The following is a 19,592-nucleotide window of genomic DNA, read 5'->3' as shown; positions in this document are numbered from 1 at the left end:
GGGCACCTTGCCAACACCGGATCGGTGGGGGGCTGGGTTTTCGTGGTGGCTACGGTGCGGTGGGCGTGGGGTAGATGCGGTAGCCGCCGACCAGGGTGGGGGTGGTGGTGGGCATACGGCGGGCCAGTTCGGTGTCCAGGGCGGAGCCGGCGGGTGCCACCACCGCCTGCGCCTGGGCCCTCCAGAAGGACTCGTACCGGTTGAAGCCCCGGTCGAGCCGGTCGTCGACCACTCCGCAGACGGTCTGCTGCGCGCTGAGGTAGCTGATCCAGTTGCACGTCCAGTACTCGCCGTGCACGTACGTATAGCCCGACTCGGCCAGGGCCGCCACGACCTCCTGCTGACCCCGGCCCGCCGACTCGTAACCGGGGGACTGCCTGGCCAGGGCGACCGACGCCGCGAGCATGGTGAGCGCGAGCGCGCAGACGGGCAGCGCCGCGGGCACGGCCCACGCCGTCCGGGCCCGGACGACGCGCCACAGCGGCCACAGCGCCGCGGGCAGCGCGATCCCCAGCAGCGCCAGGTAGCGGGCGCTCTCGATCGGGGTGTCGGCCGCCGCCGGGCTGCGCACGTAGCTCAGGAGGCTGAGCAGCCCGCCCGCGGCGAGCACGAGCCGCAGCATCTCCCGGGCCCGCTCGTCCGCGTCTGCGTCGTCGCCGGTGCGGCGCAGCCGCCGCAGCCCGCGTACGGCCAGGACGACCGCCGCGACCAGCAGCGCCACCACGACCGGCCCCCACCACAGCGACCAGCCCTCGCAGCGGCTCGGCGCGCACAGGCCCATGCCCATCGGCAGGCCGAACCAGGCTCCGCCGACGAGGCGCTCGAACAGCGACGCTCCGCTGCCCGCGCCGTTCAGCCCGAGGAACACGGCGACGGAGTTGTTCTCGAAGCTTGAGGTGAGATTGTCGATCACCAGCGGCAGCGCTCCGACCAGGCTGCCGGCGAGCACCACCGCGCCCAGCCGCCGGGTCAGCACCCGGGCGGCCAGCAGCGCCGCGAGCGCTCCGACCAGGTAAGGGGCCGGCAGCCAGTGATTCCAGACGATCAGCCCGAACGTCAGCCCCCAGCCGGCGTACGCGTACGCCGAGGTCAGCCGACGCGTCATCAGCCCGTACGTGAGCAGCAGCAGCCCCGCCACCATCGGTGCGGATTCCGGATAGCCCCCGCCGGCGATCAACTGGTTCTTCACCACGCGGTCGGAGCCCAGCGCGAGCAGTCCCACGGTCACGGCGGCCAGACCGGGCGAGAACAACCGGCGCACCAGCACGAACATCAGCGCCAGAAAGGACGCGAAAAGCAGGATGTTCGGTATCCGCAGCGCGGTGACCGAGGGCCCGGTCAGCGCCACGAGCGGAGCCGCCAGGTATGCCTCGACGGTGCCCATGTAGTGCTGGCCGTAGAAGTAGATCGGCAGCTCCCTACCCTCACCGATGTGCAGCGCGGCGAGTCCCATGGTCGCCTCGTCGCTGTTGGTGTTCGGTGTCGAGTGGGCCGTGAGCCAGATCCGCCAGCCGACCCCGAGCGCCCCGGCGAGCACTGCCGCGGCGGTGTACCGGTCGAGGCGAGAAAGGCGCGGTGAACCGAGGCGAGCGCCGCTCCCCGTCAAGAATTCCTCCCCCGAATTGACCGGCCACCGAGCAAGCACGTGCGAACGCGCCCGGCTGACCAAACAATCAGCAGATGAAACCAGTCCGGCCGGTTGCTGTCAACTCTGCCCGATTGACCGGATTGGATCCGCGGACCCGGTGGCCGGGATGCGCGGCGGCGGCCGACGCTGACATACCCCGTCCGCAGTGACTACGGTGATCGGTACCCCGACCCGCCACGACGCCGGCGCACCCCGGCCCGTCGCCGCGATACCGGAACCCGCCGAGATCCGAGGACCCGAGTTGCGTTTCAGACACCTCTGGCCGCAGGCCACGCGGTCCGCCGACATTCCCGGCGGCGTGGCGGACGAGGGCGACCGCGCCGCGGGCAGCCCGGTCCGGGGCCGAGCGCGCGGCGCCCTCACGCGCGCGACGACCGCGGTGGCCGGTCTGGCCGTGTTGCTGCTGCTCGTCGCGCCCGGCGAGGCCGGCCGGCTCACGGACCCCGCGGCGTTCCTGCGCATCCCGGTGGACGGCCTGCTCGGCGTGCTCATCGTGATCGTGACTCCGGTCCGGGCCAGGCGCGCCGTCGCGCTGCTCGTCGGGGCCGTGCTCGGCGTGCTGGGCATCCTGAAGCTGGTCGGTCTCGGTTTCTCGTACTTCCTCGACCGCCCTTTCGAGCCGCTGGCCGACGGGCCGTTCCTCGCCGCGGCCGCGGACTACCTGCGGCAGTCGGCGGGTGACCTCACCGCGAACGCGGCGGTGGCGGCCGCCGTGCTGATCGCCGTCGTCGTGCTCGCGGTCATGGCGGTCTCGTTCGGACGGCTGGCCGCGGTCGCGGCCCGGCGGCGTCGTGCCGCGGCGGCCACGGTGAGCGTGCTCGCCATCGCGGGACTGGTCGCCGGGGCCGCGGGCGTGCAGATCGTGCCCGGCGTGCCGGTCGCCTCCCGGGACCTCTACGAGCGGGTGCGCCAGGCCCAGGCCGGGGTGCAGGACGCGCAGACGTTCGCCGGACTGATCGCCACCGACGCCTTCCGCTACCTGCCCGGTGCGGACCTGCTGCCCGCGCTGCGCGGCAAGGACGTCGTGATCGCGTTCATCGAGAGCTACGGGCGGGTCGCCCTCGACCAGCCGGATCTGGCCGTGCCGACGGCCGCGCTGCTCGACGACGCGGCGGGCCGGCTGCGCGCGTCCGGGTACACCACACGCAGCGCCTGGCTCACCTCGCCCACCACCAGCGGTGGGAGCTGGCTGGCCCAGTCCACCCTGCTGTCCGGGCTGTGGATCAACAATCAGCAGCGTTACCAGGCGTTCCTGAACAGCGACCGGTTCACCCTGCCTGCCGCGTTCGGGCGGGCCGGCTGGCGTACGACCTCCCTCATGCCCGCCACGACCGAACCGTGGCCGGAAGGCGCGGCGCTCTACGGCTACGACCGGCTGTACACCCGCCCCGACCTCGGCTACCGGGGCCCGGCCTTCGGCTACTCGGTCGTCCCGGACCAGTACACGCTGTCGCTCTTCCAGCAGCGCGAACGCACGGGCACGCCGGTCATGGCGGCCATCCCGCTCATCTCCAGCCACTCCCCGTGGAAACCCATCCCCGAGCTGCGGACCTGGAACGACGTCGGCGACGGCAGCGTTTTCACGGCCGCGGCACAGGCCCCCGACGCCGGAGCGCGTGCCGCCTACCGGGACGCGATCGGCTACTCGCTGCGCACGCTGATCTCCTACGTCGAGACCTACGGCGGCGACGATCTCGTGCTGGTCTTCCTCGGCGACCACCAGCCCGGCCCCGAGGTCATCGGGCCGGACACCAACCGCGACGTGCCGATCACGATCCTCGCCCGCGACCGCGCCGTCATGGACCGCACATCGGCCTGGGGCTGGCAGGACGGGCTCCGACCGGACCCGTCCGCGCCGGTGTGGCGGATGGACGCCTTCCGCGACCGTTTCCTGACCGCCTTCGGCCCGGCCGAACACCGCTGACCGGCCGCCGCCACGCACCGCATCCCCGCAGCGGGGCGCGGCGCGCCGCCAGGGCGGATGGGAAGGGCACCTTCTACACGGACGTCCGTGGTGAAGGTGCCCTTCCTTCGCCTGGGCGGGCGGGGGAGGAGGTGGCGGGTAGGGAGACGGTGAAGGTGGTGCCTTGGCCGGGCTCGCTGACCAGGGCGATCGTGCCGCCGTGGTCGGCGGTGATCTGCCGGGCGATGGTCAGCCCCAGGCCGCTGCCGCCGGTGGCCCGGGTGCGCGCGCGGTCGGCGCGCCAGAAGCGGTGGAACACGCGGGCCTGGTCCTCGGCGGGGATGCCGCAACCGCGGTCGGTGACCCGTATCTGCACCGTGTGCCCGAGCCGCAGCGCGGACAGCGTGACCGTCGCGCCCGCCGGGGAGTGCCGGACCGCGTTGGTGACCAGGTTGCCGACCGCCTGCCGGAGCCGGCCCGCGTCGGCGTGCACGAGCAGCGCGGGCTCGGCGGTCACCGCGAGATCGACGGCGACGGCCGCGGCGGCCGGCTGGTGGGCCGACCGGCAGCTGTCCAGCAGTTCGCCGATGTCGACCGCGGACCGGTGGTACTCCAGCGCCCCCGCCTCGGCCAGGGCCAGGGTCTGCAGGTCGTCGATGATCCGCTGCTGGAGCATGGTCTCCTCGTGCAGCGAGCCGAACAGCGTCGCGTCGGCGCTGACCAGTCCGTCCTCCAGCGCCTCCAGGTAGGCGCGCACGTTCGCCAGCGGGGTGCGCAGCTCGTGGGCGATGTCGGCGATCATCCGCCGTTGCTGCTCCTCGGCGCGCTGCACCGAATCGGCCATCCCGTTGAACGTGGCGGCGAGCTGCGCCAGCTCGTCGCCGCCGTCGACGCTGACGCGCTGGTCCAGGGAGCCTTCACCGAAGCGTCGGGTGGCGACCGTCAGGCGCTGGATGGGGCGCAGCACGTGGCGGCTCAGCAGCAGAGAGCCGAGCACGATGGGTACGGCGACCACGCTGAAGGCCAGGATGATCGGGGTGGTGTCGATGCCGTCCTCGGAGCTGACGGCCAGCCGCAGCGGCTCCGGCCCGACGATGGAGATGCGGGTGAGGAAGACCTCGCGCAGGCAGGTCCGCAGGTGCTGCGCCCGGTCGGGCGCCGTGGCCGGGGTGGCGGCCGGGCGGGAGCCGGGGACGGCGGGCCCCTCGCCGGGCGTGTCGAAGCAGCGGCCGACCTCCTCCTTGTCGCGGTCGATCGAGTGCGCGAGGCTGGGCGCGACCGCCCGGCAATCGTCGACCATGTCGGCCGGCGCGGTGAGGTTGGTGAAGATCGGGAGCCCGTACTGGCCCGTGACGGCCTGCGGCTGCATGCCCGCACGGGAGAGGCAGGCGGCGAAGCGGATCTCCTTGCGGTACTGCTCGATCGCCAGCAGCGTGGTCTCCCGCTCCTTGCCCGGCACCGCCGGCAGGTCGAGCTGTGCGCGGGCGTCGATCGGGATGGTCAGTTTCGTCATCGGGGTCACCGGCCCGCCTTCGAGCACCGCGGTGTCGACGATGCCGACCGTCCCGTCCTGGGTGTCGAGCCGGATGCGCCGTCCGGTCCGGTGCGCGATGCCGGCCACCACCTCGGCGACGCCTTCCCAGGTGCCGTGGTTGCGGCCGTACTGGGTGATTTCCTCGGCGATCTGCCGCATGACCTGCTGCTGGGCCTGCGCCGAGGCGGTCACCGCGTTCTCGGCGAGGATGAACGTGAGGTAGGTGCTGGCCCCCGTGGCGACCAGCACGACGAGGGCCACCAGGGCGAACACCCTGGTCCGGAAGGTCATGCGCCCGGCTGCGGCATGCGGTAGCCGCGCCCGTAGACGGTCTGCACGTACCGGGGTTCGCCCGGATCCTGCTCGATCTTGCGGCGCAGGTTGACGACGTGCACGTCGACGGTGCGTTCCAGGACGTCCTGGTCGAAGCCGAAGGCGCGGTCGATGATCTGCGCGCGGGTGAAGGCGCGCCCCGGTTCGGCCGCGAGCACCTCCAGGATGCCGAACTCCTTGGCGGTCAGCGCCACCGCGCGCCCGCCGACGCGCACCTCGAAGCTGTCGGCGTCCACGACGAGGTCGCCGACGATGACAGGTCCCCGGGCACCGGTCGGAACGCAGGCGGAGCGGCGCAGCAGCGCGCGTACCCGCGCGACCAGCTGGCGGGGGCTGTAGGGCTTGGTGATGTAGTCGTCGGCGCCGAGGTCGAGCCCGAGCAGGATGTCGTTCTCGGTGCTGCGGGCGGTGAGCAGGATGATCGGCACGGCGGACTCGCGGCGCAGGATGTGGCACACGTCCAGCCCGTCGACCTCGGGCATCATCACGTCGAGCACGACCAGGTCCGGCTTGCGGGCCCGGCACTGGTCGAGCGCGGCACGGCCGTCGGCGACCGCCAGCACGCTGTGTCCTTCGTGCTCCAGGTACATGCGGAGCACCTGTACGAGCTTCGGGTCGTCGTCGGCGACCAGGATCCGGGCTGCCACGTGTCACCTCCTGCGCATCGTATTGCTGCGCGGATTGTGCCTCAGCCCGTGTGAAGAACGTGTTAGTAAGATACGCGTGACGATGCGTGACATCGTCTCGCCAACGCTCTGACCTGGGCAACATCGTTCACTAATCGCCTCTTAATAAGGCCTTAATAAGTGGCCGAATACGTTGCGCTGCATTGTTGGCAGCAGCGGAGGAGGCCCTTTCGATGGACAGGTTCACAATCGTCGGGAACGCCTTGGCAGTCGGCGGATGTGGATGCGGGGTGGCGGCGTGACCTCCGTGCTGCTGGTCGGCTGGCGTCCGAAGGCCATCGCCGCACTGCGCCGGCTCGGCGCGGAGGTCACCTGCGCCCTGCGCCCCGGCGACGACGACAACGCGGCACCGGGGCAGCGGCCGCACCGGACGGTGCGGGTCGCCGACCCGGCCGGCGCCGAGTCGGTCCTGGCCGGCCTGGCCCGCCAGGGACTGCGGCCCGGGGACTTCGACGTGGTGTGCAGCCAGCAGGAGTTCACCATGGTGACCGCGGCCGCGATCGGCGGCGACCGGTCCTGGATGCCCCTGGCCACGGCCATGAACCTGCGGGACAAGCAACTGCAGAAGCTGCGCATCCGGCAGGCGGGCCTGCGCGTCGCCGACACCTGGCCGGTCGACGACATCCGCGATCTGCGGGTGCCCGTCTACCCCAGCGTGCTCAAGCCGCTGGCGGGCGCGGGCGCCCGCGACACCGTCGTGCTGGGCGGCCCCGAGGCCGCCGACCTCGCCCGCGAGCGGCTGCTGGAGGCCCGCAAGCGGGGGCCGTGGCTGCTGGAGCGGTTCATGCCCGGCCACGAGCACGCCATCGACGGCGTGGTGCGTGGCGGGCGGCTGCGGCACCTCGGCATCTCGCGCTACCAGAGCAACCTGATCCGGATGACCGACGGCGCGCACATGCTGTACGTGGCGCAGGACCGCGACGAGCACCCCGAGCTGTACCGCCAGGGCGCGGAGCTGGCCGAAGCGGCGATGCGCGCCCTGGGCCACAGCGACGGGGTCTTCCACCTGGAGGCGTTCCTCGACCAGGACGGCTTCATCTTCAGTGAGTGCGGCGGCCGGATCTGCGGCGGCAAGGCCGACGTGATGGCCGAGCTGAAGTTCGGCGTCGACCTGCACGACGAGTGGGCAGCGGCCGTGCTGGGCCTGCCCGCCGGCATGCGGCGGCCCGGCCGGGCGGGCAGCTACGCCCACGGCTGGATGCCGCTGCCCGCCGGCCGGCTCGTGTCGGCACCGGACCGGGAGCAGATCGCCGCCCGGCCCGGGGTACGCGAGGCCCACGTCTGGCTCCATCCGGGCGACCGGGTGGTCGACCCGCGCACCTCCTCCGGCGCGGGGCTGGGCACCGTGCTGATCGAGGGTGACACCGTCGCCGACGTCGAGCGGGACTTCGGCGACCTGGTGACGTGGGTGCAGGACGAGTCGAAGGTAGACCAGGACGGGTGAGGCCGCCGGGCCGCGCCCGTGGCCCCGGTCGGCGGGGCCGCGGGCGCGAGGCTCAGGCGGTGGCGCGGCGCAGCTCGCGTACCGGGCGCACGGCCAGCAGCACGACGCAGCCCAGCACGCCGACCAGGGCGGACACCCCCAGCACCTGGTCGGCGCCGATGAGCACGGCGGCGGGTGCGGCGAGCACCTGGCCGATCGGGATGCCGGCGGTCGAGCCGGCGATCTCGTAGGCCGACACCCGGTTGAGCACGTTGCCGGGCACCTGGGTCTGCACGCTGGTGGCCCACATTACCGACCAGAACGCCCAGGCCGCGCCGCCCACCGCGTGCGCCGCGAGCAGCAGCCCGAGCGGCGCGTGCACGGACACCGACAGCGGGATCAGCGCGAAGCCGAACATGGCCAGGCCGCCCGCCGCCAGCGGCCGGGCCGGGCGCACCCGCATCGCGAGCAGGCCGCCGAGCACGGTGCCGCCGCCCATCGCCGACATGGCCCAGCCGTACGCGTTCTCGCCCAGGTAATCGGTGATCACTCCGGAGCTGAGCGGGATGTTCGGCCCGAACAGCGCCACGCCGAACACCACCCAGATCAGGATCACGCTCCACATCCAGCTGCGGGTGCGGAACTCGTGCCAGCCTTCGCGCAGATCACGGCGGATGGTGACGTCGGCCCGCGGGGCGTGCACGACCGGGGGCAGCCGTAGCGCGAGCAGGCACAGCGCGCTGACGGCGAAGGTGGCGGCGTTGATGGCGTACACGGTGCCGGGCCCGGTGAGCACGACGAGCGTCGCCGACAGCGCGGGGCCGAGCAGCTGCGCCCCGGCGTCGGCCACCCGCAGCGCCCCGTTGGCGCGCTGCACGTCGGCGGCCACGCGCGGCACCATGCCCGCGACGCCGGGCTGGAACATGGCGGTGGCCGCGCCGGCCAGCGCCGACATCGTGACCAGCAGCCCGAGCGGGGCGTTCCCGGTGATCAGGGCGACGGCGACGACGGACTGGGTGACCATGCGCACCACGTCCGCGCCGATCATCAGCCGGCGGGCGCCGAAGCGGTCGGCGAACACCCCGCCGAACAGGATGAGGGCGATCGCCGGGACCATCCACGAGGCGAGCACCAGCCCGACGCCGGAGGCGCCGTACCCGGCCGAGCGCACCGCCAGCGCGACGGCGACGGGCAGCATGCCGTCGCCGAGCAGGGCGACGGCGCGAGCGACGAAGTAGAGGCTGAAATCACGGGTCCACATGCGACTATCCGGTGGCACGACTGTCATGTCGATCAAGAACCCCAAACTGTTAAGACTCCTTCCCGATTTTGCCGAAAACCTGGGACGAATTTGTGTACGACTTGACAGGCATATAACCGAGGAGGCATGTTGAGAGCGTGACGGTGGTGGACACGTTCGCGGTGCTGGGTGAGGCGAACCGGCTGCGCATCCTGGAGCACCTGCGCGGCTCCGAACGCAGCGTCGGTGACCTGGTGGACCGGCTCGGTATGAGCCAGCCCGCCGTCTCCAAGCACCTGCGGGTGCTGCGCGAGGCCGGCTTCGTGTCCAGCCGCATCGCCGCCCAGCAGCGGATCTACCGCATCGAACCGGAGCCGTTCGCCCAGCTGGAGCACTGGCTGTCCCAGTACCGCCGGCTGTGGGACCGCCACCTCGACGCGCTGGAACGGCACCTCGACGAGCAGGAGTGACACATATGAACGTCATCGACCCCGGCCCGATCTGGCCGGTCGAGGCCCACCCGTCGGGCGGGCGCTGGACCCTGGTGCTGCAGCGCGACCTCGCGCACCCGCCCGCCAAGGTGTGGGCCGCGCTCACCGAACCCGGGCAGCTCGCCCAGTGGGCGCCGTACCTGGCCGACCGCGACCTCGGCAGCACGGGCGCGGCCACCCTGACGATGATCGACGGCGAGCAGGCCGAGGACCTGCCCGCGACCGTGCAGCGCGCCGAGCCGCCGCACCTGCTCGTCTACACCTGGGGCGAGGATCTGCTGCGCTGGGAGCTGACCCCCACGGCCACCGGAACCCGGCTGGTGCTGCGCCACACCATGGCCGACCGTGCCTGGCTGCCGAAGGTCGCGGCCGGCTGGCACCTGTGCCTGGTGGTCGCCGGGCGGATGCTCGACGGGAACCCGGTGCCGCCGATCCGCGGCAGCGAGGCCAAGAACCACGGCTGGACCGAACTCGACGAGGCGTACAGCCGCGAACTGGGCATCTCGGGCGACGAAGCGGTGTGATCGTCGGCCGGGCCGGCCGGACGCGATGTTCCCCGCGGGCGTGGAAACGGATACGCTGCTGCGCTGCGAGGCCGACCCGGGCCCGTGGGAAAAGTCGTATGCGAGCAGGAGTGTCGACCGGCGATGAGCGTAGACAACGGTTACCTGAAGGTCATGTCGTGGAACCTGTGGCTGGCCGGCCGCTTCGTCGACGACTCCCGCCCCAAGCAGCTCGCGTTCCTGCGCGAGCAGGCGCCCGACGTGGTCGGCCTGCAGGAGACGCTCGGCGTCGCGGCCCAGGAGTTGGCCGAGGAGCTCGGCTGGCACCACCACCAGGGCGGCAGCTGCGGCATCATCTCGCCGCACCCGATCACCGCCCGCCACGGCGACGAGTCGCTGCGCGGTGTCGGCGCGCGGATCCAGCTGCCCACCGGCCGTGAACTGGTGGCCTGGAGCGCGCACCTGAACTACGAGCCGTACGGGCCGTACGACTTCCACCTGTCCGGCATGACCGCGCCCCAGGTGCTGGCCCGGGAGGAGGAGGCGGGCCGCCCGCGCCAGATCGCCGACATCATCGACGCGATGCGCCCCGCCCTGGCCGAGCGCGACCTGCCGGTGCTGCTCACCGGCGACTTCAACGTGCCGTCGCACCTGGACTGGCCGAACCTGCCGTGGCAGGTCAGCGTGGCGGTGGAGCGGGCCGGCCTGCGCGACTCCTACCGGGTCGTGCACCCGGACGCCGCGGCCAAGCCCGGCCACACCTGGTCGCCGCTGAACCACTGGCACGAGCAGCAGGAGGGGGTGCTCGAACCGCAGGACCGCATCGACTTCGTGCACTACGCGGGACCCTTGCGGCCGGTGGCGTCCGACACCGTGGGCGTGGGCGAGCCGCGCACGATGCCGCACCATGCCGACAATGAGTGGACCTCGGACCACTGGGCGGTGCTGAGCACCTTCGTGATGGAGTGATGATGCGATTCGACCTCGGCGGGTTCGACGCGGTCCTGCTGGACATGGACGGCACCCTGGTCGACACCGAGTCGCTGTGGATCGAGGCGGTGCTCGGCGTCGCCGCCGAGCTGGGCGCGGACCCGCTCGACCAGGCGCAGGTCATCGGCGGCACGGTGGCGGGCATCGTGGCGGTGGTCGGCGCGGCCACCGGCGGGCGGCACGCGGCCGCGGACCTGGAGCGGTGGATCGACCAGGCGGTCAAGCGCAAGGTCGCCGAGGTCGGCGTGCGGCTGCGTCCGGGTGCGCGCCGCCTGCTCGACGACCTGATCGCGGCCGGTATGCCGTGTGCGCTGGTCACGTCGTCGGGCCGAGCGGACACCGAGATCATCCTCGACGTGCTGGGCCGGGCGGCGTTCGCGCACACGGTCACCGCCGACGACGTGCCGCGGCACAAACCGGACCCGCTGCCGTACGCGACCGCGGCGGCGCTGCTGGGTGTCGATCCGGCGCGCTGCGTGGCCATCGAGGACAGCCTGGCCGGGCTGGCCGCTGCCGAGGCGGCGGGCTGCGCCACGGTCGCGGTTCCCCACCTTCAGGACATTCCGGACGCTTCGCGGCGCACCGTATTGACGAGCCTCGAACTGGTCTCCGTAACGCCGGTTAAGGTGACTCAGTGATCCTGACCGTGACGCCCAACGCCGCGCTCGACGTGACCTACCAGGTCGACGCGCTGACCCCGTACGCGACGCACCGGGTCGCGACGGTGGCCGAGCGCGCCGGCGGCAAGGGCGTCAACGTGGCCCGGGTGCTGCACGGACTCGGCACGCCGGTGCTGGCCACCGGCCTGGCCGGGGGACCCACCGGGCAGCGGCTGCGCGAGCTGCTCGTCGCCGACGACGTCGCCGAGGCCTTCCTGCCGGTGACCGGCGACGCCCGGCGCACCGTCGTGGTCGCCGACCGCGCCGACGCCACCGGCTTCTGGGAGCCCGGCCCGATCGTGTCCGCCGCCGAGTGGTCGGCGTTCACCGCGCACTTCGCCTCGCTGCTGGCCGGGGTCAAGGTCGTGGTGCTGTCCGGCTCGCTGCCGCCGGGCGTGCCCGCCACGGCGTACGCGGAACTGCTGGCCCTGGCCCACGCGGCCGGAGCCGCCACGATCCTGGACGCCGACGGCGATCCGCTGCGCCAGGGGCTGCGGGTCCAGCCCGACCTCGTCAAACCGAACGTGTCCGAACTGCACGCGCTCACCGGCATCCGGGTCGACGGCCCGGACGCGGCGCGTGCGGCCGTCGCCGCGCTGCGTGAGCTGGGCGCGGGAGACGTCGTCGCCTCGCTGGGCGGCGGTGGCCTGGTCGCGGTCAGCGCCGCCGGCGTGTGGCGCGCCCGGCTGCCCGAGCCGCTCACCGGCAACCCGACCGGCGCGGGCGACGCCTGCGTGGCCGCCCTCGCCCGCGGCCTGCTCGCCGGGCAGCCCTGGCCTGAGCGCCTGCGCGACGCCGTGGCCCTGTCGGCCGCCGCGGTGCTCTCCCCGGTCGCCGGAACCGTCGACCCCGCCGTCTACCGGCGCCTGCGCGACGACGTCATCGTCGACGCCTGCTGATCCACCGGATTCCGGTTAAACCGGACGCCTACTGACCATTCTTGACAAGATGGTTGGGCAAGGCTGCCACCCATGCCGACGGGTCATCACGGGGGCGCGGGATGGTGAACCGGAACCGGGTTCCGCTGACCGGCGATCGTGTCCTGGTCGCCTTCGCGCTCGGCTGCCTCGGCTGGCTGGCCCTGTACGCCGGGCTGACCTACCTTGGCCAGGACCGACCCGGCCTGGCCCGGTTCACCGGCGAGCTGCTGTACCTGGTGCCGGTGGCCGTCATGCTGGGCCTGAGCGTCTACGCGGCCCGGCGCACCACGGGCCGGACCGGTACCGCGTGGCGGCTGCTGGTCGCCGCCAACGTGGCGTGGCTGTTCGGGGACTCGGTCTGGGCGTACTACGTCTACACCACCCCCGGTGGCGACCCGCCGGTGCCGACGCTGGCCGACGCCGGATACCTGTTGCGCTTCGTGCTGACCATGGTCGCCATCACGATCGCGCTCGGGTTGAAGCTGCGCGGGCTGCTGGACGCGCTGCTGGTGGCCGCGGCCGGGGCGGCGATCGGCTGGCAGGTGGTGATCAGCCCGCTGGTCCCGGCCAGCTGGGATCCCGCCGCGTTCGTGACGTTCCTCTACCCCGTGTTCTCTGTGATCATCTTCAGTGTCCTGGTCGCGCTGATGCTGACCGGCACCCGCCGGGTGCCCACCCCCATGGTCCTTTTCGCCGTGGCGTACGGCGTCGCCGTCGTGATGGACGCGGTCTACGCGTACACCAGCGTGCTGCGCGGCTACACGAGCACCACCTGGCTGAACGTGGGCTGGCAGGTCGAGCTGCTGCTGCTGTGCCTGGCGGCGCTGGTCGCCGCGCGGCGGCCCGAGGACGAACGCCACCGGCTGCCTGCCAACGAGGTGTCCTTCCTGCCCGCCCTGGTCGCCGTGCTGGTCGTCGGCGGCCTCGCCGGGGCCGACCTGATCCTGTCCGGGCAGCTCAGCCGGGTCACCCTGACCGTCGCCCTGCTGCTGCTGATCAGCCTGCTGGTCCGGCAGATCGTCGCCGCCCGCGAGCGGACGAGGTTCACCGAGCAGCTGCGCACCGCCGCCATCACCGACGCGCTGACCGGCGTCTACAACCGCCGCTTTTTCGAGGAGATGCTCGCCGCCGACGCCGACGCCGCCCGGCACAGCGCCCCGCTCAGCGTCGTGCTCGTCGACCTCGACCACTTCAAATCCGTCAACGACACCCACGGCCATCCTGTCGGCGACGCGGTGCTGACCGAGGTCGCCGACCGGCTGCGCCGTTCCCTGCGGGCCAGCGACCTGCTCTGCCGGTACGGCGGGGAGGAGTTCGTGTGCCTGCTGCCCCGCACCGAGGGCCGGGCCGCGTGGGAGCTGGCCGAGCGGCTGCGCCTCGACCTGCGCTCGACCCCGGTCGCGGTGCCCGGAGTCGAGCAGCCGCTCGCGCTGACCGCGTCGTTCGGCGTCGCCTGCGCCACCCTGACGGCGGGTTCCGGGCGGCTGCGCGTCGACGAGCTGGTCGACACCGCGGACCGCCAGCTCTACCGGGCGAAGGCGCTGGGCCGCGACCGGGTGCTCGGCTGCGGCCCGCGGGAGCAGGCCGACACGGCACCGGCGCTCGACCTGCCGCCGGCGCTGGTCTGGCTGGCCGACGAACTCGACCGCATCCGCGGTGTCGGACCGCGCAGCGCCACGGTCAGCGGCTGGGCCTGGCGTACGGCAGCCGCACTCGGCCTGGACGAGGCGACCCGGCTGCGCACCGCCGCCGCGGCACGGGTGCACGGCATCGGCTGCCTCGGCCTCGCCTGCGGCCCGCCCCTGCCCGGCGCCGCCGATCCGGTCCGCGCCGGACCCGTCCAGGCCGCTCACCTGCTCGCCGACCTCGCGGACCGACCGGACCTGGTGCCACTGCTCGCCGCCGCCCACGAACGCCACGACGGCGGCGGCCACCCGCACGGGCTCGCCGGGTCGGCCATCCCGATCGGCGCGCGCGTCATCACGCTGTGCGAGGGCTGGGCCGACGCCCGTCACGCGGCACCCGGCAGTCCCGCCCGCGCTCGCGTGGCGCTGCTCGACGGGCGCGGCACCCGGTACGACCCCGCGGTCCTGGACGCCTTCCTCGGCCTGGTCGACGAGGGCGTGCTCGCCGACCCGCGGTGAGGGACGTGCCGGGCGTTCCTGCCCGCGATGACCGCCGCCGGGCGGGGCGATCCGGCGTCCTAACGGGCCGCTGCCCGGCGGCGCCGCAGCGCCGCGATCCCGATGGCGGCGGCCAGGACGACCAGCATCGCCCCGGCGACCGGCCACCAGGAGGGCGATGTCCGGTCAGCAGCGGGTTCGGCCACCACCGGCGAGACCGCGGCGGGCTCGGCGGACGGGGGCGCGGACACCGCAGGCGGTGCGGGCGCGACGCCGGTGCACAACCCGGTGGCTCCGTTGTACACGTTCACCCGGTACCGGTGGCCGGCCTCGAATTGGTATCCGCAGCTGGCCTCGCTGCGGCTCACGCGCAGCCCGAGCGTCTCCCCGATCGCGACATCGCCCTTCTCGACGGAGTCGACCACGAGCCGGATCGACTCGTTCGTCACCTGTGCGACGGTCCCGAGCACGATGCGCTGGGCATGCGCGTCCTGCTCGGGACCGTCGGAGTAGGCGCAGGAGCAGGCCCAGGCCGGCTGAGCCGGGGAGATCACCACGACGAGGCCGATCGTGGCCAGGGCGAGAAGGAGTGCCGCACGCAGCTTCATGGCATCTCCGACGAACCCGCTCCGCCGCAGGTTCCGGCCGACGCCATGACGCGCCGGCCCACTACGCTGTCGCGATGGCCGTCGCCCACCTCGCCCACTCCTGGCGTGTCGACTCCCCGCCGGAGACCGTGTTCGCCCACCTGACCGAGCCGCAGCATTACGTCGGGCTGTCGCCGCTGCTCGTCGAAGTGCGCGACGTGCACCGCGGCGCCGACGAGCAGGGCGAGCCGGTCACCGACTACGTCGCCGTCGAGCGCTTCCGCTTCCTCAAGGTGCTGCGCTGGGACAACCTGATCCGGGTACGTCTGCGCGTCCTCGATCCCGGCACGGCGCTGCGCCAGAACGTGGTCAGCCCCGGCGGGGTGCGTCTGCAGTGGACCGTGCGGCTCACCCCCGACGGCGACGGCACGACGGTGGACGACCAGATGGAGATCACCATGGCCGCACCCCTGCGCGGTTTCGTCACCGGCCAGGCCCGCGCCGTCCAGCTGCACCGCGCCGGCGAACTCACCCGCCGCATGGCCCGCCCGCGCCATTGATCGTCGGACTTGCCAGGCACTCGTGCGAAAGCACGCTCAAGATACGCCCAGGTGCCGGGCAAGTCGGGCGATCTTGCGCCGGGTGCGGGCGGGTCAGCGGGGGACGGCGGCCTGTTCGAGCAGCGCGGTGACGTGGGGGTCGGCCGACGGTGTGGACAGGTCGCCGGCGAACGCGGCCAGGGCGTGCTCGCCGAAGCTGAGCTGCTGGCGCAGGCCCCGCCAGGCGTGCAGGTTGGGGTGGGGCAGGTCGGTGCAGGCGACGGCCGGTGTCAGCAGGGCGATCACGCGGTCGAGGTCGGCCGGGGTGAGCGGGTACGACGCCGAGCCGCCGGTGTGGCCGCAGACGGTCGCCAGCACCGCCGCGGGCAGGAAGCCGTCGCCGACCGCGACGCGGGCGAACAGGGGCCGTCCGGCCACGAGCCGGGCCACGCCGAACGCGGCCGGAGGCCGCCAGCCGGGGATGGCCGCCTCGAAACGTCGCCGTGCCGCGTCCAGGTCCGCGATGGTGCGCCACTGCTCGAGCATGTCGCGATGATGGCACGGGCCGGGGCATGCTGTCGCGGCGGATCCCACGTCGGTGGCGGCGGCCCGACGCGCGACCTCCGCCTCGGGTCCGGTATCGCGGCCGGTCAGGGGCGCGCGAGCGGGATGCGGGCCACCGGCGTCCACCGGTATCCGGCCGCCCGGGTGTCCTGCGCGACGTCGAGCAGGTGCACCTCGCGTACGGTCAGCGCGGCGTGGCCGGGTCGCACCTGACGCAGGGCGGCCTGCACCCGGCCCGAGTCGCCGGACCCGGTGGCGTACGCGAGCGTGAGATGGCCCGGCATCGCCTGGTAGGTGACGGCTTCGCTGCCGAGCACGTCGCAGATCGCCGTACGGGTGCGGGCGTGCACGGTGTGCAGCGGCTCGCCGGGCAGGTCACCGTCCAGATCGGCGAGCACGACGGAGACGCTGGCCAGCGCGGACCCGGCGGTCAGGGTGAACGCGGGCACGTCGGACAGCGCCTCGGTGAGCCGGGCGGTGAGCTTGTCGCGCTCGCCGGGACCGATCTCGGCGGCGGGGATGCCCATCACGGGCTGGACGGTGACGTGCAGCCACGGGTCGGGCACGGGGGAGAGGAAACCGAACGGTGCCATGACCGCCCGGCAGCCGCGCACGAGCCCGGCCAGGCCTTGATCGTGCTGCAGGTCGGGGAGCAGGTACACATGCAGCCGGGTCCAGCCCGCAGGCCAGACCCGGTCGCCGGTGAGGAAGGCCTTCACCGGCCGCGCGGCGGCTGCCACAGCTCGAAGCGGTTGTCCTCGGCGTCGTACGCCCAGCCGAACCGCCCGAACTCCCCGTCCTCGACCTCCTCGGCGACCCTGGCGCCGGCGGCCCGCAGCTGGGCGAGCATGGCGTCCAGATCGTCCACCCGGAAGTTCATCATGTACGGCTGGTCGGGGTCGCCCATGTAGTCGGTGTCCTTCTCCAGGATCGTCCATGCCGTCGTGCCGCCCGCGTGCCAGCGGAAGGTGTGCCCACCCCATTCGCTCACATCGATGCCGAGGTGGGTGGCGTACCAGGCACGCAGCACTTCGGCATCGCGGGCGCGGAGGAAGACACCGCCGATACCTGTTACTCGCTGCATCGGCACATTCTCACACGAAACCACCGTGCCGAGCCGGACCTTGGCGGAGCCCGCACGCGGGGGCATGATGCTGGCATGCTTCGTTCGATGATCGACGGCGCGCAGGTCACCGCCGCCGCCCGGATGCTCGACAGCCGCAACCCCGCCGACCTGGACGACGTCGTGGCGCAGGTCGTGCTCGCCGACCCGGCGACCATCACCGCGGCGGCCCGGTCGGCGCATGCCGCGCAGCGCGCGTGGGCCGACGTGCCCGCGCCGGTCCGCGGTCAGGTCGTCGCGAACATCGGCGCGCTGGTCGAGGCCAACGCCGAGGCGCTGGCGCGGCTGGTCACCCGGGAGATCGGCAAGCCGCTGGCCGAGGCGCGCGGCGAGGTGCAGGAGATCGTCGACACCTGCCGCTTCTTCCTCGGCGAGGGCCGCCGCCTGTACGGCCAGACGGTGCCGTCGGAGATGCCGGACAAGCAGCTGTTCACCTTCCGCGAGCCGGTCGGCACAGCGATGATCATTACGGCGGGCAACTTCCCGGTCGCCGTGCCCTCCTGGTATCTCGTGCCCGCGCTGCTGTGCGGCAACACCGTCGTGTGGAAGCCCGCCGTGTACGCGGCGGCCGCCGCCGACGCGCTCTACCAGCTGTTCGCGCGGGCCGGGCTGCCCGCCGGGGTGCTCAACCTGGTGCACGCCGACGGCCCGGAGACCTTCACCGGCCTGTCCCAGGCCCTGGACGAGGGCCTGGTGCAGAAGGTCGGCTTCACCGGCTCTACCGAGGTCGGCCGTGCCATCGGCGAGCTGTGCGGCCGCCACCTGCAGAGCCCGTGCCTGGAACTGGGCGGCAAGAACCCGATGGTGGTCACCGAGGACGCCGACCTCGACCTGGCGGTGGAGGGCGCGCTGTTCGCCGGGTTCGGCACCGCCGGGCAGCGCTGCACGTCGCTGGGCACCGCGATCGTGCACGAGTCGGTGCACGGCGAGTTCCTGCGCCGCTTCGCCGCGGCGACGGCGGCCGCCGCGATCGGCGACCCGACCGGGGACGTCCTCTACGGGCCGATGCTGGACGAGCGTTTCGCGACGGCGTACGAGAAATATCTGGGTTGGATCTCCGGCGGGCAGCGGGTGCTCGGCGCGACCGGCCGCATCACGGCGGACAATCCGCGGGCGGGGTTCGTCGGCGACCCTGCGAGCGGCCTGTTCTACCACCCGGTGATCGTGGACGGGGTCCGTCCGGGGGACGCGATCTTCGACAACGAGACGTTCGGGCCGCTGGTCGGCGTAACCAGCTACGGCTCCCTCGACGAGGCGATCGAGCTGGCCAACGCCCCCGGGTACGGGCTGTCCAGCGCGATCTACACGACCGATCCGAAGAAGGCGTTCGCGTTCCGGCGGGGCGTCGGGGCGGGCATGGTCAGCGTGAACAACTCGACCTCGGGGGCGGAGGCGCATCTGCCGTTCGGCGGCAACGGCCGCTCGGGCAACGGCAGCCGCCAGTCCGGCATGTGGGTGCTCGACCAGTTCACCCGCTGGCAGGCGCTGAACTGGGACTACTCGGGGCGGCTGCAGAAGGCGCAGCTGGAGGTCGCGGTCGTGCCGGCCGATCTGGACTTCCGGCTGTAGGTCAGCCGACGGGCGCGGGCGCGGTGGCGATCGCCTTGCCGTCCGCGCCGGTCGCGGTCACCGTCGCGCCTTCGACGGTCGCGTCCGGTGACCAGATGGCGAAGTAGACGCCGTCGTGCGTGCCGCGCAGGACCTCGCCGGAGGCCAGGCGGGCTTCGATCGCGGTAGCCCCGGCGGGCAGTGCGCCCATCAGCACCTTTGGCTTGACCACCGCGTCGTATCCGCCGAAGAAGTGCAGGCCTTGTCCGGGCGGCTCCTCGATGATCGAGCCGAAGCCCTGGTAGTGGCCGTATTGGTTGCCTTCGCATACCTGCACCCAGCGCGGATCGTCGGCGACGTACATCCGGAGCCAGTCGTCGCCGACCTGCATGGCCAGGCGCTGGACCGGCGTGCCGCGCGGCTCCGGGCCGTCACCGAGAGCCAGGCATTCGGCGGCGGCCTGGTCCTGCGGGACCGGCTTCCCGTCGGTGTCCTCCTCGGGCATCGTGATCAGCCACACCGCGCCGGCGAGCATCAGCACACACAGTGCCAGCACGAACCGGGCGGGTCCGGACATGCACGTGTCAGGGGCCGGGCGGGGGTCGGTCACGGGCGCTCCCTGGGATCGGTGGAGGCCCACAGTAGGCGATCCCCACACGACCCACCGGCCCGCGGCCGATCAGATCTTGAGCGTCGGTACGGCGGTGAAGCCGTGCCCCACACGTGACCAATAGGACGAAAGCGACCAGGACCGTATCGATCACGGCCCGGTTTGCCC

19 protein-coding genes are annotated in these 19,592 nt (G+C 72.9%); 10 read left to right on the top strand and 9 right to left on the bottom strand.

The window, feature by feature from the left end; all coding sequences use genetic code 11:
- Positions 1–49: 49 nt before the first annotated feature.
- Positions 50–1,606, bottom strand: coding sequence for a hypothetical protein (locus ACFQO7_RS29240; protein ID WP_376809380.1), 1,557 nt, complete (start codon positions 1,604–1,606; stop codon positions 50–52).
- Between the two features lie 283 nt (positions 1,607–1,889).
- On the opposite strand from ACFQO7_RS29240, the gene ACFQO7_RS29235 reads away from it, so the two are divergent.
- Positions 1,890–3,572 carry an alkaline phosphatase family protein gene (locus ACFQO7_RS29235; RefSeq protein WP_376809379.1) on the top strand — a complete coding sequence of 561 codons (1,683 nt, stop codon included), beginning with the start codon at positions 1,890–1,892 and terminating at the stop codon, positions 3,570–3,572.
- 73 nt (positions 3,573–3,645) lie between these two features.
- Here the strand turns inward: ACFQO7_RS29235 and ACFQO7_RS29230 are convergent, their stop codons facing one another.
- Both ACFQO7_RS29230 and ACFQO7_RS29225 read right to left on the bottom strand, forming a co-directional pair.
- Positions 3,646–5,376, bottom strand: coding sequence for a sensor histidine kinase (locus tag ACFQO7_RS29230; RefSeq protein ID WP_376809378.1), 1,731 nt, complete (start codon positions 5,374–5,376; stop codon positions 3,646–3,648).
- The gene (locus tag ACFQO7_RS29225; RefSeq protein WP_376809377.1) at positions 5,373–6,065 is read right to left on the bottom strand and encodes a response regulator transcription factor; all 693 of its coding nucleotides are present in this window, start codon (positions 6,063–6,065) and stop codon (positions 5,373–5,375) included. Before ACFQO7_RS29225 ends, ACFQO7_RS29230 begins: the two co-directional genes overlap by 4 nt.
- Positions 6,066–6,342: 277 nt before the next feature.
- Between ACFQO7_RS29225 and ACFQO7_RS29220 the strand changes: the two genes are divergently transcribed.
- Positions 6,343–7,548 (top strand): ATP-grasp domain-containing protein, encoded by a 1,206-nt coding sequence (locus tag ACFQO7_RS29220; protein WP_376809376.1) that lies wholly within the window; start codon positions 6,343–6,345, stop codon positions 7,546–7,548.
- A 52-nt stretch (positions 7,549–7,600) separates the two neighbouring features.
- On the opposite strand, the gene ACFQO7_RS29215 is transcribed toward ACFQO7_RS29220, so the two are convergent.
- Positions 7,601–8,788: an MFS transporter gene (locus tag ACFQO7_RS29215; protein ID WP_376809375.1), complete on the bottom strand. Its 1,188-nt coding sequence runs from the start codon at positions 8,786–8,788 to the stop codon at positions 7,601–7,603.
- A 137-nt stretch (positions 8,789–8,925) separates the two neighbouring features.
- Here ACFQO7_RS29215 and ACFQO7_RS29210 point away from each other — a divergent pair, with 137 nt between their 5' ends.
- The 6 genes from ACFQO7_RS29210 to ACFQO7_RS29185 all read left to right on the top strand — a co-directional run bounded on the left by ACFQO7_RS29210 (position 8,926) and on the right by ACFQO7_RS29185 (position 14,474).
- Complete coding sequence (locus ACFQO7_RS29210) at positions 8,926–9,237, top strand: ArsR/SmtB family transcription factor (protein ID WP_376809374.1); 312 nt, start codon at positions 8,926–8,928, stop codon at positions 9,235–9,237.
- Positions 9,238–9,242: 5 nt separating this feature from the next.
- Positions 9,243–9,782, top strand: a complete 540-nt coding sequence (locus ACFQO7_RS29205; RefSeq protein ID WP_376809373.1) for an SRPBCC family protein — start codon at positions 9,243–9,245, stop codon at positions 9,780–9,782.
- 123 nt (positions 9,783–9,905) lie between these two features.
- Entirely contained in the window at positions 9,906–10,730 is an 825-nt protein-coding gene (locus ACFQO7_RS29200) for an endonuclease/exonuclease/phosphatase family protein (protein WP_376809372.1), read from the top strand.
- A 2-nt stretch (positions 10,731–10,732) separates the two neighbouring features.
- On the top strand, positions 10,733–11,389 hold the full coding sequence (locus ACFQO7_RS29195; protein WP_376809371.1) for an HAD family hydrolase: 657 nt from the start codon (positions 10,733–10,735) through the stop codon (positions 11,387–11,389).
- Positions 11,386–12,309 carry a 1-phosphofructokinase family hexose kinase gene (locus tag ACFQO7_RS29190; protein WP_376809370.1) on the top strand — a complete coding sequence of 308 codons (924 nt, stop codon included), beginning with the start codon at positions 11,386–11,388 and terminating at the stop codon, positions 12,307–12,309. The genes ACFQO7_RS29195 and ACFQO7_RS29190 overlap by 4 nt, the downstream gene beginning before the upstream one ends.
- 101 nt (positions 12,310–12,410) lie before the next feature.
- Positions 12,411–14,474: a diguanylate cyclase gene (locus ACFQO7_RS29185; protein WP_376809369.1), complete on the top strand. Its 2,064-nt coding sequence runs from the start codon at positions 12,411–12,413 to the stop codon at positions 14,472–14,474.
- Positions 14,475–14,533: 59 nt separating this feature from the next.
- On the opposite strand, the gene ACFQO7_RS29180 is transcribed toward ACFQO7_RS29185, so the two are convergent.
- The gene (locus tag ACFQO7_RS29180) at positions 14,534–15,061 is read right to left on the bottom strand and encodes a hypothetical protein (RefSeq protein ID WP_376809368.1); all 528 of its coding nucleotides are present in this window, start codon (positions 15,059–15,061) and stop codon (positions 14,534–14,536) included.
- A gap of 74 nt (positions 15,062–15,135) precedes the next feature.
- Here ACFQO7_RS29180 and ACFQO7_RS29175 point away from each other — a divergent pair, with 74 nt between their 5' ends.
- The gene (locus ACFQO7_RS29175; protein WP_376809367.1) at positions 15,136–15,600 is read left to right on the top strand and encodes an SRPBCC family protein; all 465 of its coding nucleotides are present in this window, start codon (positions 15,136–15,138) and stop codon (positions 15,598–15,600) included.
- Between the two features lie 93 nt (positions 15,601–15,693).
- Here the strand turns inward: ACFQO7_RS29175 and ACFQO7_RS29170 are convergent, their stop codons facing one another.
- From ACFQO7_RS29170 to ACFQO7_RS29160, 3 genes are all read right to left on the bottom strand, one after another.
- The gene (locus ACFQO7_RS29170; protein WP_376809366.1) at positions 15,694–16,125 is read right to left on the bottom strand and encodes a hypothetical protein; all 432 of its coding nucleotides are present in this window, start codon (positions 16,123–16,125) and stop codon (positions 15,694–15,696) included.
- 104 nt (positions 16,126–16,229) lie between these two features.
- A complete protein-coding gene (locus ACFQO7_RS29165; protein WP_376809365.1) occupies positions 16,230–16,883 on the bottom strand; it encodes a 2'-5' RNA ligase family protein in 654 nt (217 codons plus the stop codon).
- Entirely contained in the window at positions 16,859–17,227 is a 369-nt protein-coding gene (locus tag ACFQO7_RS29160; protein WP_376809364.1) for a VOC family protein, read from the bottom strand. Before ACFQO7_RS29160 ends, ACFQO7_RS29165 begins: the two co-directional genes overlap by 25 nt.
- Positions 17,228–17,302: 75 nt before the next feature.
- Between ACFQO7_RS29160 and ACFQO7_RS29155 the strand changes: the two genes are divergently transcribed.
- Positions 17,303–18,835: an aldehyde dehydrogenase family protein gene (locus ACFQO7_RS29155; RefSeq protein ID WP_376809363.1), complete on the top strand. Its 1,533-nt coding sequence runs from the start codon at positions 17,303–17,305 to the stop codon at positions 18,833–18,835.
- Position 18,836: 1 nt separating this feature from the next.
- Here ACFQO7_RS29155 and ACFQO7_RS29150 read toward each other — a convergent pair whose 3' ends face one another.
- On the bottom strand, positions 18,837–19,424 hold the full coding sequence (locus tag ACFQO7_RS29150; RefSeq protein WP_376809362.1) for a hypothetical protein: 588 nt from the start codon (positions 19,422–19,424) through the stop codon (positions 18,837–18,839).
- Positions 19,425–19,592: the final 168 nt, after the last annotated feature.

Source organism: Catellatospora aurea, from assembly GCF_042663325.1.
Classification (GTDB): domain Bacteria; phylum Actinomycetota; class Actinomycetes; order Mycobacteriales; family Micromonosporaceae; genus Catellatospora; species Catellatospora aurea.
Note: the sequence above shows the minus strand (reverse complement) of the source record. Positions and strands in the feature narration are given on the sequence as shown.